The organism is Brevundimonas sp. GW460-12-10-14-LB2 (assembly GCF_001636925.1).
Classification (GTDB): Bacteria; Pseudomonadota; Alphaproteobacteria; order Caulobacterales; family Caulobacteraceae; genus Brevundimonas; species Brevundimonas vesicularis.
Genome location: NZ_CP015511.1, coordinates 17124 through 29350 on the forward strand (window position 1 = coordinate 17124; position 12227 = coordinate 29350).

General features: G+C 66.1%; 15 protein-coding genes. 13 read left to right on the plus strand and 2 right to left on the minus strand.

Features of this window, described 5'->3' with window-relative positions; translation table 11 throughout:
* Positions 1 to 25 precede the first annotated feature (25 nt).
* The 12 genes from coxB (at position 26) to A4249_RS00155 (ending at position 9677) form a co-directional block, all read left to right on the plus strand.
* The gene (gene coxB, locus A4249_RS00105; RefSeq protein ID WP_066554524.1) at positions 26 to 1012 is read left to right on the plus strand and encodes a cytochrome c oxidase subunit II; all 987 of its coding nucleotides are present in this window, start codon (positions 26 to 28) and stop codon (positions 1010 to 1012) included.
* 17 nt (positions 1013 to 1029) lie between these two features.
* On the plus strand, positions 1030 to 2712 hold the full coding sequence (gene ctaD / locus A4249_RS00110) for a cytochrome c oxidase subunit I (RefSeq protein ID WP_055753981.1): 1683 nt from the start codon (positions 1030 to 1032) through the stop codon (positions 2710 to 2712).
* Between the two features lie 88 nt (positions 2713 to 2800).
* Positions 2801 to 3766, plus strand: coding sequence for a heme o synthase (gene cyoE / locus A4249_RS00115; protein WP_066549697.1), 966 nt, complete (start codon positions 2801 to 2803; stop codon positions 3764 to 3766).
* A 4-nt stretch (positions 3767 to 3770) separates the two neighbouring features.
* A complete protein-coding gene (locus A4249_RS16710) occupies positions 3771 to 3941 on the plus strand; it encodes a hypothetical protein (RefSeq protein WP_017505721.1) in 171 nt (56 codons plus the stop codon).
* Positions 3938 to 4474 carry a cytochrome c oxidase assembly protein gene (locus tag A4249_RS00120; protein WP_017505722.1) on the plus strand — a complete coding sequence of 179 codons (537 nt, stop codon included), beginning with the start codon at positions 3938 to 3940 and terminating at the stop codon, positions 4472 to 4474. Before A4249_RS16710 ends, A4249_RS00120 begins: the two co-directional genes overlap by 4 nt.
* Positions 4471 to 4887 (plus strand): NUDIX domain-containing protein, encoded by a 417-nt coding sequence (locus A4249_RS00125; protein WP_066549698.1) that lies wholly within the window; start codon positions 4471 to 4473, stop codon positions 4885 to 4887. Before A4249_RS00120 ends, A4249_RS00125 begins: the two co-directional genes overlap by 4 nt.
* A gap of 73 nt (positions 4888 to 4960) precedes the next feature.
* Positions 4961 to 5662, plus strand: a complete 702-nt coding sequence (locus A4249_RS00130) for a hypothetical protein (protein ID WP_066549703.1) — start codon at positions 4961 to 4963, stop codon at positions 5660 to 5662.
* 114 nt (positions 5663 to 5776) lie between these two features.
* Positions 5777 to 6685, plus strand: a complete 909-nt coding sequence (locus tag A4249_RS00135) for a cytochrome c oxidase subunit 3 (protein WP_017505724.1) — start codon at positions 5777 to 5779, stop codon at positions 6683 to 6685.
* Complete coding sequence (locus A4249_RS00140; protein WP_066549706.1) at positions 6682 to 7083, plus strand: DUF983 domain-containing protein; 402 nt, start codon at positions 6682 to 6684, stop codon at positions 7081 to 7083. Before A4249_RS00135 ends, A4249_RS00140 begins: the two co-directional genes overlap by 4 nt.
* A complete protein-coding gene (locus tag A4249_RS00145) occupies positions 7080 to 7793 on the plus strand; it encodes an SURF1 family protein (RefSeq protein ID WP_066549708.1) in 714 nt (237 codons plus the stop codon). The genes A4249_RS00140 and A4249_RS00145 overlap by 4 nt, the downstream gene beginning before the upstream one ends.
* A gap of 50 nt (positions 7794 to 7843) precedes the next feature.
* Entirely contained in the window at positions 7844 to 9058 is a 1215-nt protein-coding gene (locus tag A4249_RS00150; RefSeq protein ID WP_156494551.1) for a M16 family metallopeptidase, read from the plus strand.
* Between the two features lie 64 nt (positions 9059 to 9122).
* Positions 9123 to 9677 (plus strand): NADPH-dependent FMN reductase, encoded by a 555-nt coding sequence (locus A4249_RS00155; protein WP_066549711.1) that lies wholly within the window; start codon positions 9123 to 9125, stop codon positions 9675 to 9677.
* Positions 9678 to 9713: 36 nt separating this feature from the next.
* Here A4249_RS00155 and A4249_RS00160 read toward each other — a convergent pair whose 3' ends face one another.
* Positions 9714 to 10718 carry an NADP-dependent oxidoreductase gene (locus tag A4249_RS00160; RefSeq protein WP_066549714.1) on the minus strand — a complete coding sequence of 335 codons (1005 nt, stop codon included), beginning with the start codon at positions 10716 to 10718 and terminating at the stop codon, positions 9714 to 9716.
* Positions 10718 to 11506 (minus strand): SDR family NAD(P)-dependent oxidoreductase, encoded by a 789-nt coding sequence (locus tag A4249_RS00165; protein WP_082854208.1) that lies wholly within the window; start codon positions 11504 to 11506, stop codon positions 10718 to 10720. Before A4249_RS00165 ends, A4249_RS00160 begins: the two co-directional genes overlap by 1 nt.
* 103 nt (positions 11507 to 11609) lie before the next feature.
* On the opposite strand from A4249_RS00165, the gene A4249_RS00170 reads away from it, so the two are divergent.
* On the plus strand, positions 11610 to 12179 hold the full coding sequence (locus A4249_RS00170; RefSeq protein WP_066549718.1) for a TetR/AcrR family transcriptional regulator: 570 nt from the start codon (positions 11610 to 11612) through the stop codon (positions 12177 to 12179).
* The last annotated feature ends 48 nt before the right edge of the window (positions 12180 to 12227 follow it).

The following is a 12227-nucleotide window of genomic DNA, read 5'->3' on the forward strand; positions in this document are numbered from 1 at the left end:
TTTTATGGGGAAGTCTCATATGGGGATGGGCAAGCGAGCCCAAGGGACGTTGAGGAAGGCCGCGACTTGCGCGTCCTCCATCGTTCTGGGCGCCGGACTGGCGATGTTCGCTGCGGCGCCGACGTGGGCGCAGGACCTGATGGGTCAGCCGACCCCGGGCGGCATCACGCTGCAACCGGCGGCGTCGCCACTGAAGCATGATGCGCACTTCTTCCACGATGTGATCCTGATGCCGATCATCACGGCCATCACCCTGCTGGTGCTGGGCCTGCTGGCGTGGATCGTGTTCCGCTACAACAAGAAGGCCAATCCGACGCCCGCGCGCTGGAGCCACAACACCACGATCGAGATCATCTGGACCGTGCTGCCGGTGCTGATCCTGGTCTTCATCTCCCTGTTCTCGTTCCGCCTGCTGTTCGCCTATCACGACATGCCGTCGCCGGACCTGACGGTGAAGGTGACCGGCAACCAGTGGAATTGGGCCTATGAGTATCCGGACCAGGGCGTCGCGGAATATATCTCCAACATGCTCCCGGAAGAGGAAGCCAAGGCCAAGGGCGTGCCCTATCGCCTGGCCGCGACCGAGCCGATGGTCGTGCCGGTCGGCAAGACGGTCCAGCTGGTCATCACCGCCTCGGACGTCATCCACGCCGTCGCCCTGCCGGCGTTCGGCCTGAAGACCGACGCCGTTCCCGGCCGCATCAACACCACCTGGTTCAAGGCCGAGCGCACCGGCGTCTTCTATGGCCAGTGCTCGGAACTGTGCGGCGTCGACCACGCCTTCATGCCGCTGGAGATCCGGGTGGTGACCCAGGCCCAGTTCGAACAGTGGATCGCCTCCAAGGGCGGTTCGATGACGCCCAAGGTCGCCGCGCCCGCCGCAGCCGCCGCTCCGGCCGCAGCCGCGCCTGCGCCCGCCGCCGACGCCGCGACCCCGGTCGCCGCCCCCGTCGGCGCCACCGCCGACCAACCCGTTCCCGCCGCGGCGTCCGCCGCGCCGGCCGCCCAGTAAGAGGCGAACAGAGACACATGGCTGACGCTACCGTAACCCGCGACGCGACCCACATCGGTCACGCTCACGACGACCACCATCACGACCACAAGCTGGGCTTCTTCACCCGCTGGTTCCTGTCGACCAACCACAAGGACATCGGCACCCTGTATCTGATGTTCGCCATCATGGCGGGCATCGTGGGCGGCGCCCTGTCGGGCCTGATCCGCTGGGAACTGGCCGAACCGGGCATCCAGATCTTCAAGGAAGGCTCGTCGATCCAGCTGCTGGGTCTCGTGGAGCAGTCCAAGCACGGCTATAACGCCGTCGTGACGGCCCACGCCCTGATCATGATTTTCTTCATGGTCATGCCCGCCATGATCGGCGGCTTCGGCAACTGGTTCGTGCCGATCATGATCGGCGCGCCGGACATGGCCTTCCCGCGCATGAACAACATCTCGTTCTGGCTGCTGGTCGCCGCCTGGTGCCTGCTGATCCTGTCGATGTTCACCGACGGCGGACCGGGCAAGGGCTTCGGCGGGGGCTGGACAGCCTATCCGCCGCTGTCGACCACGGGCCACGTCGGCCCCGCCTTCGACCTGGCCATCTTCGCCCTGCACGTCGCGGGCGCCAGCTCGATCCTTGGCGCGATCAACTTCATCACCACCATCCTGAACATGCGCGCGCCGGGCATGACGATCCACCGGATGCCGCTGTTCGCCTGGTCGGTGCTGATCACCGCCTTCCTGCTGCTGCTGTCGCTGCCCGTGTTGGCCGGCGCCATCACCATGCTGCTGACGGACCGCAACTTCCACACCCACTTCTTCGATCCCGCCGGCGGCGGCGACCCGATCATGTACCAGCACCTGTTCTGGTTCTTCGGTCACCCGGAAGTGTACATCCTGATCCTGCCGGGCTTCGGCATCATCAGCCACATCGTCTCGACCTTCAGCCGCAAGCCGGTGTTCGGATATCTGGCCATGGCCTACGCCATGGTGGCCATCGGCTTCGTCGGCTTCATCGTGTGGGCGCACCACATGTACACCGTCGGCATGAGCATCAATCTGCGCGCCTATTTCATCGCCGCCACCATGATCATCGCGGTGCCGACGGGCGTGAAGATCTTCAGCTGGATCGCCACCATGTGGGGCGGCTCCATCAGCTTCAAGACACCCATGCTGTGGGCGATCGGCTTCATCTTCCTGTTCACCGTCGGCGGCGTGACCGGCGTGGTCCTGTCGAACGCCGGCATCGATTACAGCCTGCACGACACGTACTACGTCGTGGCGCACTTCCACTATGTGCTGTCGCTGGGCGCCGTCTTCGCGATCTTCGCGGGCTTCTACTACTGGTTCGAGAAGATGTTCGGGGTGAAGTACAACGAGTTCCTGGGCGCGACCCACTTCTGGATCATGTTCGTGGGCGTGAACCTGGTGTTCTTCCCGCAGCACTTCCTGGGTCTGCAGGGCATGCCGCGTCGCTACATCGACTATCCGGAAGCCTTCACCCTGTGGAACCACGTCTCGTCGATCGGTTATGCGATCACGGCGGTTGGCGTGCTGGTCTTCCTGATCATGCTGGCCGAGGCGGCGATCCGTCGTCGTCCGGGCGTCGACAATCCGTGGGGCGAAGGCGCCACGACCCTGGAGTGGACCCTGTCCTCGCCGCCCCCGGCCCACCAGTTCAACGAACTGCCGGTCATCAAGGCGGAAGAGCACTAAGCCTTTCCAGCGATATGAAATCGAAGGCCGCTCTTTCCGTCGGAAGGGGCGGCCTTCTTCATTTGGGTATGCTATGCGGCCCTCACCGATGACCGAAGTTCAGACCCGACCCGTTCTCTCGACCGCCCAGCCGGAGGATTTCTTCCAGCTGCTGAAGCCGCGCGTGATGTCGCTGGTGGTGTTCACCGCTGCGACCGGGCTGATCGTCGCGCCCGGATCGGTCAATCCGCTGGTCGCGGCCATCGCCATCCTGTGCATCGCCGTGGGCGCAGGGGCGGCCGGGGCGCTGAACATGGCGCTGGAAGGCGAAACCGACGCCCTGATGCGGCGCACGCGTGGCCGGCCGGTGGCGGCGGGACGCGTGCGCAAGAACGACGCCATGGCCTTCGGCGTCATCCTGAGCCTGTTCTCGGTCATGCTGCTGGGGATGAACACCAACTGGCTGGCGGCCGGTCTGCTGGCCATGACCATCGTCTATTACGCCGGCTTCTACACCCTGCTGCTGAAGCGGCGGACGCCCCAGAACATCGTCATTGGCGGCGCGGCGGGCGCCTTTCCCCCAGTGATCGGCTGGGCGGCGGCGACGGGCCATGCGCCGTGGCAGGCGTGGCTGCTGTTTCTCATCATCTTCCTGTGGACCCCGCCGCACAGCTGGGCGCTGGCGCTGTATTCGGCCGGCGATTACGCCAAGGCGGGCATTCCGATGATGCCGGTGGCCAAGGGCGCCAAGTCCACGCGGTTGCAGATCCTGCTCTACACCCTGGTCTTCGTGCCGGTCGCCATCGCCCCGGCCTTCGCGGGGCTGGGCGGGATCGTCTATCTGGTCGTGTCGGTCGCGGGCGGTCTGGGCTTCCTGGGCCTGGCGGTGCGTCTCTATCGCTCGCGCGCGGGCGACGAGCCTGACAAGGCCGAGGCCGTGGGACGCGAGGCCGCATTGTATGACGTCAAGGTCCAGGCCAAACCGGCGCGGGACCTGTTCGCCTTTTCCATCCTCTATCTGATGGCGCTGTTCTCGGCGCTGCTGGTCGAGGCCCTGTCCGGTCTGGGAGCGTAAAACCATGCGTCTGACGCCTGAGGAACTTCGCGCGCGCAAGCGTCGCAACGTCTGGATCGCCTCGGCGCTGGTGGCCTTCATAGTGCTGGTGTTCGCCACCACGGTGCTGCGCCTGCAACAGAACCAGGCGGCCGAGCGCGCCCTGGCGACGGCGGTGGAGACCTCACAGCCATGAAGGCGGGCCGCAAGAATCTGATCGCCATCATCTGTGTTTTCGGGGTGATGGGCATGACCGGGGCGGCGTTCGCGGCGGTGCCGCTCTATCGGATGTTCTGTCAGGTCACAGGCTTCGGCGGCACGACGATGAAGGCCGACAAGGCCTCCGACACCGTGCTGGACGAGACGGTCATGGTGCGGTTCGACACCAATGTGCGTGGCGTGCCGATGACCTTCCGCGCCGAGCAGTCGACCCAGCGGGTGCGGATCGGCGAGACGGGCCTGGCCTATTTCGACGTGACCAACACCTCGGACAAGCCGATCCAGGTGCGCGCCAGCTACAATGTCTCACCCGAGCAGACGGGGCCGTATTTCCAGAAGCTGCAATGCTTCTGTTTCACCGACCAGACGCTGGCGGCGGGCGAGACGCGCCAGTTCCCGGTCCAGTATTTCATCGCCCCCGAACTGGCCACGGACCGTGAGGCCAAGGGCGCGCGCGACATCACCCTGAGCTACACCTTCTATCCGTCCGTGGACGCGCCGAAGGCGTGACGTTGAAGCCGGGCGTGGACTTTCCCGGCGTCGGCTGCGGGCTGGTGATCCAGCGCGCCGACGGGCGGGTCTTGCTGTGCAAGCGGCTGAAGGCGCCCGAGGCCGGGTTCTGGAACATCGTCGGCGGCAAGGTCGACCTGATGGAGCGCTCCATCGACGCCGCGCGGCGCGAAGCCGAGGAGGAGAGCGGGCTGAAGATCGGCGCGGTCGATTTCCTGTGCCTGGCCGAAGAGATCATTCTCGCCGACGGCCAGCACTGGGTGTCGCTGATCTATGTCACCCGCGATTTCACGGGCGAGCCGACGCTGACCGAGCCGGACAAGCTGTCGGACATCGGCTGGTTCGCGCTGGACGACCTTCCCCAGCCGCTGTCGGCTTTTTCGGCCAAGGCGTTCGCGGCGATGAACGGCTGATCACACGGCGCCGTTCGCGTCGGCGTGCGTTTCATCTCCAGGTGCATGCTGCACGCGGAGACGGAGACGGGATTTGCGCGGTCTGGATTTCACCAACTGGCACAGTCTGCTGCTGACCCTGGTCGGGCTGGCGCTCGTGACTTTGATCGGCATGGGCATCCGGCTGGTGATGATGTTCACCATCCAGCAGCGGCGCGAGCGGATGAACCGCCAGATCAACGAACGGCTGAAGACCCTTATCTCCGCCTACAAGGTGCTGGGCGGATCTTTCACCGGCGACCTGACCGTCGATCCGACGCACAAGCGCGACCTGAGCCGCCGCAACGCCTCGCAAGGCGAGGCGGGACTGGATCTCAGCGCCGAGGCGACGGCGGGGTCGGACCGGACCCGGCGTATCCGCGACGCGGTCGAGGCCAGTCTTGCGGATATCATCCTGCTGGGCACCGAGGACCAGGTGAGACTGGCGCAACAGGCGGCGCGTGAACTGGTCGCCGGGCGGCCGGTGCGGACGCATGATCTGGTGGTTTCGCTGCGCGACTTCATCCGTCAGGCGCTGGACTTGGCGCCCGTGCCGACCGGACCGGACATGCCCTTGCAAGGCCCGACGCGCCCGTCCTCGACCGGAGGCCGCGGCGCCGGGGCCGGCGCAACGGGCGGCCGTGGCGAGGGCGGGGGCGGCATGGGCGCAGGGATGGGCGGCGGTGGAATGGGCATGGGCGGCGCATTGGGCGACAGCCCGGACGACCCCGCCGATCCAATGGCCCGCAAGAGCTGAGCCCCGTCCGCATGCCCGAACAAGGCGGAAAGACGGCGTGGCTCTGGCGTCGGGGAAAATCGAACGCTATAGCCGCTATAACAACCGACTCTGGCCGACGAAGAGACGCGATTCATGGCTGACGCCCACGCCACTCCGCAGCACGACTACCACCTGGTGGCACCCAGCCCCTGGCCGCTGGTGTCCTCGGTCGCTGCGACTATCATGTTCATCGGCGCGGTGATCTGGATGAAGGGCCTGGCCCCGGCGGACGGCGGCCCGATCGCCGCCAACTTCCTGGCTGAAGGCAAGCCGGGCGTCTTCTTCGCTGGTCTGGCCGGCGTGCTGATCTCGGCCTTCTGCTGGTGGGCGGACGTCATCAAGGAATCCAAGGCGGGCGACCATACGCCGGTCGTTTCGCTGGGCCTGCGCTACGGCATGATCCTGTTCATCGCGTCGGAGGTGATGTTCTTCGTCGCCTTCTTCTGGATGTTCTTCGACATGGCGCTGTTCCATGAGTCGCGGGCGCTGACGCCGGAAGTCGGCACCTGGGCCGATACCGCCAAGGCCTGGTCGACCTGGCCGCCCAAGGGCGTAGAGGTTCTGTCGCCGTGGCAACTGCCGCTGCTGAACACCGTGACCCTGCTGCTCTCGGGCTGCACCGTCACCTGGGCCCACCACGCGATCCAGGTCGGCGACCGCAAGGGCGCCAAGCTGGCCCTGATCATCACCGTGGCCCTGGGCGTGCTGTTCACCTGCGTCCAGGCCTATGAGTACAACCACATCCTGCACGAGAAGCTGTTCTTCAACGAAGAGGCCGTGAACTCGGGCCTGTACGGCTCGATCTTCTTCATGGCGACGGGCTTCCACGGCTTCCACGTCCTGATCGGCACCATCTTCCTGGCGGTCTGCCTGATCCGCCTGCTGAAGGGCGACTTCACCCCGCAGAAGCATTTCGGCTTCGAGGCGGCGGCCTGGTACTGGCACTTCGTGGACGTGGTCTGGCTGTTCCTGTTCGCCTTCGTCTATGTCGTCTTCGGTTGAACCAAGACGGCCCTGAAGACATCGCAGCGGCGCGGAACGAGGAATCGTCCCGCGCCGTCGTCGTTTCCGATACGCCGGTTCGCTGGGCGCTGCGGGGGCGTTGTCCCCGGTGCGGCCAGGGCGCGTTGTTCGCGGGCTTTCTGAAGGTGGCGCCCGGCTGCACGGCCTGCGGTCTGGACTATTCCACCATCCAGACGGGCGACGGCCCCGCCAGCTTCATCATGCAGATCGCCGGCTTCATCGTCGGCTTCTCGGCCCTTTTCGTCGAAATCAAATACCATCCGCCCATGTGGGTGCATCTGATCGTCTGGCTGCCGCTGGTGATCGCTTTGTCGCTGGCCCTGATGCGGCCGGGCCGGGGGCTGATGATCGGGCTGCAATATCGGAATCAGCGATGAAGCGTTTCCCGTGGATCCTGACCGTGCTGACGGTGCTGGGCCTGATCCTGCTGATCGGGCTGGGCGTGTGGCAGGTCGAGCGGCTGAAGTGGAAGGAAGGGCTGATCGCGGCGGCCGATGCGGCGGCGGCGAAACCGCCCGCGCCACTGGATCAGGTGCTTGCCGAGACGGGGAGTGGGGGCGATCTGGAGTTCAGGAAGGCGCTGATCGTCTGTCCCGGCCTGGCCAGCGCGCCCTTCGTCGAGCTTCAAAGCATCCATGACGGCGAGGCCGGAGTGCGGCTGATCTCGGCCTGCAAGCCAGCGGGGGCGGATTTCACCCTGCTGGTCGATCGCGGCTTTGTCGGCGACGGCGTGACGGCGCGTCCGCGCGTGGTCGAAACCACCCTGCCGCTAGTGATGGTCGGAGAGTTCCGCACCTTCGACAAGCCCGGCGCCATGAGCCCGGCGCCCCGCGACGGCCGCTTCTACGCCCGCGACACGGCGGCGATGGCCAAGGCGCTGAACGTCACCGGCCCGGTCCGGCCCGAGGCCGTGTTCGCCATCACCGCCGTCAATCCCGAGTTCCCGGCGCTGAGGCCGTCCGCGCCGCCTGCGGCCTTTTCCAACAACCATTTCGGATACGCCCTGACATGGTTCGGACTGGCGATCGCGCTTGCGGGTTTCTATGTGGCCCTGCTTCGCCGTCGCACCAAGAAAGACATCCCCTGACCGCTACGCTTCACACCCTGTCCAACGGCGTTCGCGTCATCTGCGATCCGATGCCGGGGCTGAAGACCCTGGCCGTCGTCGTCACCGTCAAGGGCGGGGCGCGTTGGGAGCCGCTGGATCGGTCCGGCTGGTCGCACCTGCTGGAGCATCTGGTGTTCAAGGGCGCCGGCGATATGGCCGCGCGCGAGATCGTCGAGCGGATCGAGGCCGAGGGCGGCACGATCAACGCCTCCACCGGATACGAGCGGACCAGTTTCGAGGTGCGGGGGCTGGACGGCTCGCTGCCGCTGGCGATGCAGGTGCTGTCGGACCTGGTGTTCCGCCCCACGCTGGACCCGGCCGAGATTGAGCGCGAGAAGGACGTGGTGGCCCAGGAGATCGCCGAGGCCTTCGACACGCCCGACGACCATGTGTTCGAGATGGTGCAGACGCGCGCCTTCGCCAAACAACCTCTGGGCCGGCCGATCCTGGGCTCTGTCGCCAGTCTGAAGCCGGCCGACAAGGCGTTGGTCGAGGCGTGGCGCGCGCGGCTGTATTCGCCCGACCGGATGGTGGTGTCGGTCTCAGGCGCGGTGGAAGAGACCGAACTGCTGGCCCTGGCCGAGCGCTGGTTCGGCGATGCGGTCGCGACGCCGGCTGACGCACCCGCGCCGGCCGCCTTCGTCGGCGGACACGCGAAGCTGACGCGCAAGATCGAACAGGCCAATCTTGTGTTCCAATTGCCGGCCCTGTCCGCTACCGATCCGGCGCTTTCGGCCATGCGGCTGTTCGGCGAGATTCTGGGCGGCGGCATGGCCTCGCGCCTGTTCCAGAGCGCGCGGGAAGAACGCGGCCTGGCCTACGCCATCGACGCTTATCAGGAGCCGTATGAGGATACGGGCGTACTGGGCATCTACGCCGGAGCGGCGGCGGATCGGGCGAAGGAATTGGCCGAGGTCTCGGCGGCCGAGGTGCGGGCCCTGGCCGAGAACGGGCCCACCGAAAAGGAGCTGTCGCGGGCCAAGGCTGTTATGAAGGCCGGCCTGTGGATGTCGGACGAAAACCCGATGAGCCGGGCCGGGCGCAACGCCGCCCAGACTCTGATCTTCGGCGCCCCGCGCTCCAGCCTGTCGATGACCGAGCAACTGGAAGGCCAGACGATCGAGGCCGTGCGCGCGGTCGGCGGTCGATTACTGGCGTCAGGCCAGGCGGCCAGCGCCGTCCTGGGCCCGAAGTCGGCCGCACCAGCAGGCGAAGCGTTCGCGGCGGCCCTGTTCGGGGGCTGAGGGAACGCGCCGGGGCGCGGATCGGTTATGCTGGCGCTTGAACCCGTCCAGCCTGGAGACTTCCATGACCGTCCGCGTCGCCCTGATCGTCGGCAGCCTGCGCAAAGGCTCCTATTCGCGCGCCATCGGCATGGAGCTGAAGGCGCTGGCTGAGCCGGGGCTGGAGATCGAGCCGGTCGAGATCGGCGACCTGCCGCTCTATGACCCCGATCTGGAAACCGACAACCCGCCGCCCGCCTGGGAGCGGTTCCGCGAGGAGGTGGCGACGACCGAGGCGGTGCTGTTCGTCACGCCCGAATACAATCGCTCCATTCCCGGCGCGCTGAAGAACGCGCTGGACGTCGGCTCGCGCCCCTATGGCCACAGCATCTGGCAGGGCAAGCCCGCCGCCATCGTCAGCGTCTCGCCCGGCGCCGTCGCGGCGTTCGGCGCCAACCACCACCTGCGCCAGCCGCTTGTGTTCCTGAACATGCCGACGATGCAGCAGCCCGAGGCCTATATCGGCAATGTCGCGGACCTGCTGGACGAGAACGGCAAGCTGAAGAAGGACGACACCAAAACCTTCCTGAAAAGCTTCACCGACGCCTTCGCCGCCTGGATCGACAAGACGAAGGCGTAGGGCGATTGGCGCCGCGGCCCTTCGACAACGATCAGTTTAGGGCCTCAGGCTGACCACGACCTTGCCCTTGGCGCGGCCCGTCTCGATATAGGCCAGCGCTGCATTCAACTCTTCGAACGGGAACACGCGATCCAGTACCGGACGGATGTCGCCGGCTTCGATCAAGGCCGTGATCCGGCTCAACTGTGCACCGTCCGCACGCATGAAAACGAAGCTGTAGTCCGCCTGACGCGCCCTCGCGGCTGCCCGGATCTTGCGGCTGCCCAGGCCGATGATCTGGCGGATGATCCAGTTCAGACCCTGCGCCCTGGCGAAGGCCGGATCGGGCGGGCCGGAAATTGAGATCAGCTTGCCGCCCGGCTTCAGCACATCCAGCGACCGTTCAAGCGTCTCGCCGTCCAGGCTGTTCAAAACCACGTCGTATCCTGACAGCACCTGGGCGAAATCCTCGGTCTTGTAATCGACCACCACGTCCGCCTCCAGGCTGCGAACCAGGTCCGCGCCCGCTGCGCTCGCGGTCGTCGCGACGCTGGCGCCCAGATGTTTGGCCAACTGGATCGCGAGGATGCCGACCCCGCCGGAACCGGCATGGATCAGAACCTTCTGCCCTGGCTTCAGATCGGCCCGATCCACCAGCACCTGCCATGCCGTCAGCGCCGTCAGCGGCACGCCCGCCGCCTCTTCCATCGACAGATTGCGCGGCTTCGGCGCGACGTCGTCTTCCGTGATGGCGATATAGTCGGCGAAGGTCCCGATCCGTCCGTCGCGAGGCCTTGAATAGACCTCGTCGCCGACCTTGAACCGTCGCACGGCCCGGCCGACGCGCACGACCTTGCCGGCCACGTCATGACCCAGAACCAGCGGCGTCTTGTAGGGAAGGATCGGTTTGAACGCCCCGTCCCTGATCTTTGAATCCAGCAGGTTCAGACCGGCGGCATGCACCTCGACCAGCACATCCCTGTCGCCGACCTTGGGCTCCGACGCCTCGCCCAATCGAAGCGTCGCCTTCTTGGCGTAATGGTTGAGGAAGAAGGCTCTCATCACGCGTCCGCCTTGTAGTGGGGGGCGGCGGTGACTTGCCCAAAGCCGGGCAGCATGACGAGACGGGCGGCCTGGAAGGCGTCCCACTGGCCGGCGTCGTGCAGCGGCGGGATCGTCACCGGTTCACGACGGTCAAAGCCGACCAGCGCGGCGTCCACCATCTCGCCGACGTCCATCATGGGGGGCAGTTGCGACGGATCGGCGCCGGCGCGGCTCCAGATCTCGGTGCCCGTGGCGGCCGGCAGTACGGCCTGGACATAAACGCCCTTGGGACCGAGTTCGAACGCCAACCCTTGCGACAGGTAGAGGACAAAGGCTTTCGTGGCGCCATAGACCGTCTGGCCGAACTCGGGGACCAGGCTGACCGCCGAGCCGACATTGATGATCGCGCCCCGGCCGGCTTCGACGAAGCGGGGCGACACCGCATGGGCCAGTCGCAGGACGGCCGTAATGTTCACCGCCACCAGCCGCGCGATGTCGGACGCGGCCTGGCGATCGAAGCGTCCCGCGACCGAAAGCCCGGCGTTGTTCACCAGCACGCCGATGCGGGCGTCGTCGCGCAGTCGGGCCTCGACCACTTCGAGATCGGCGTTGTTTGTCAGATCGGCCTGGATGACGTCGACCGCCACGCCGGCCTCCCCACGAAGCCGCTCGGCCAGAGCGTCCAGCCGCGCCTTGTCGCGCGCGACAATCACCAGATCGTGGCCGCGCCTGGCGAAGCGGTCGGCATAGGTCGCCCCGATGCCGCTGGAGGCGCCGGTGATGAGAACTGCGGGAAGGTCGGACATGAGAGGCTCCATTGCGATCTGATTATTCATGACCGCTATCATCTATGTTGCCAAATATGACCGCCATCATGTATGTGTCAATGGGTGAAAGGGAGATTGCGTCATGAAGGTCAGCCGCGAGCAGATGAAGGCGAACCGCCAACGCATTCTGACGGAGGCCGGCCGGCTGTTTCGCGCTAAGGGTTTCGACGCCGTCGGCGTGGCCGAGGTGATGCAGGCGGCGGGCCTGACTCACGGCGGATTTTACGGGCATTTTTCGTCCAAGGACGATCTGATCGCCCAGACGGTGGCCCATGTGTTCGAGCATTCGGACAGCGCAAAATCCGAAACGGCCGATCTCTCTGCCTTCATGGACGCCTATCTCTCACCCCAGCACAGACAAGGCGTTGCGGCGGGATGCCCGACGGCGGCGCTCGTCTCGGATATCCGTCGCCAGGGGCCGGAAGCGCGCGAGGCTCTGACTTCGGGCGTTCGCGCTCAGATCGAAAGGATCGCAGCGACGATCACCGACACGCCTTCGGCTCAGGCGCGCCGTGACGCCACCGGTGCCTGGGCGACCATGGTCGGCGCAATGATCATGGCGCGTGCCCTGGATAATGACGCGCTTTCCGATCAGATCCTTCAAGACGCTCGTGACTGGATCGAAGTCCGTCTGCAGGGGCGCGGCGTCTGACCAAAGACTTGAAGATTGTCGGGGAGCAGTTTCGCCGCCCCAATTGAA

Bases quoted from the DNA above. Each gene is read 5' to 3' on its own strand.
- coxB (WP_066554524.1), top strand. From the start codon at position 26: ATGGGCAAGCGAGCCCAAGGGACGTTGAGGAAGGCCGCGACTTGCGCG.
- ctaD (WP_055753981.1), top strand. From the start codon at position 1,030: ATGGCTGACGCTACCGTAACCCGCGACGCGACCCACATCGGTCACGCT.
- cyoE (WP_066549697.1), top strand. From the start codon at position 2,801: ATGACCGAAGTTCAGACCCGACCCGTTCTCTCGACCGCCCAGCCGGAG.
- A4249_RS16710 (WP_017505721.1), top strand. From the start codon at position 3,771: ATGCGTCTGACGCCTGAGGAACTTCGCGCGCGCAAGCGTCGCAACGTC.
- A4249_RS00120 (WP_017505722.1), top strand. From the start codon at position 3,938: ATGAAGGCGGGCCGCAAGAATCTGATCGCCATCATCTGTGTTTTCGGG.
- A4249_RS00135 (WP_017505724.1), top strand. From the start codon at position 5,777: ATGGCTGACGCCCACGCCACTCCGCAGCACGACTACCACCTGGTGGCA.
- A4249_RS00145 (WP_066549708.1), top strand. From the start codon at position 7,080: ATGAAGCGTTTCCCGTGGATCCTGACCGTGCTGACGGTGCTGGGCCTG.
- A4249_RS00150 (WP_156494551.1), top strand. From the start codon at position 7,844: ATGCCGGGGCTGAAGACCCTGGCCGTCGTCGTCACCGTCAAGGGCGGG.
- A4249_RS00155 (WP_066549711.1), top strand. From the start codon at position 9,123: ATGACCGTCCGCGTCGCCCTGATCGTCGGCAGCCTGCGCAAAGGCTCC.
- A4249_RS00160 (WP_066549714.1), bottom strand. From the start codon at position 10,718: ATGAGAGCCTTCTTCCTCAACCATTACGCCAAGAAGGCGACGCTTCGA.
- A4249_RS00165 (WP_082854208.1), bottom strand. From the start codon at position 11,506: ATGTCCGACCTTCCCGCAGTTCTCATCACCGGCGCCTCCAGCGGCATC.
- A4249_RS00170 (WP_066549718.1), top strand. From the start codon at position 11,610: ATGAAGGTCAGCCGCGAGCAGATGAAGGCGAACCGCCAACGCATTCTG.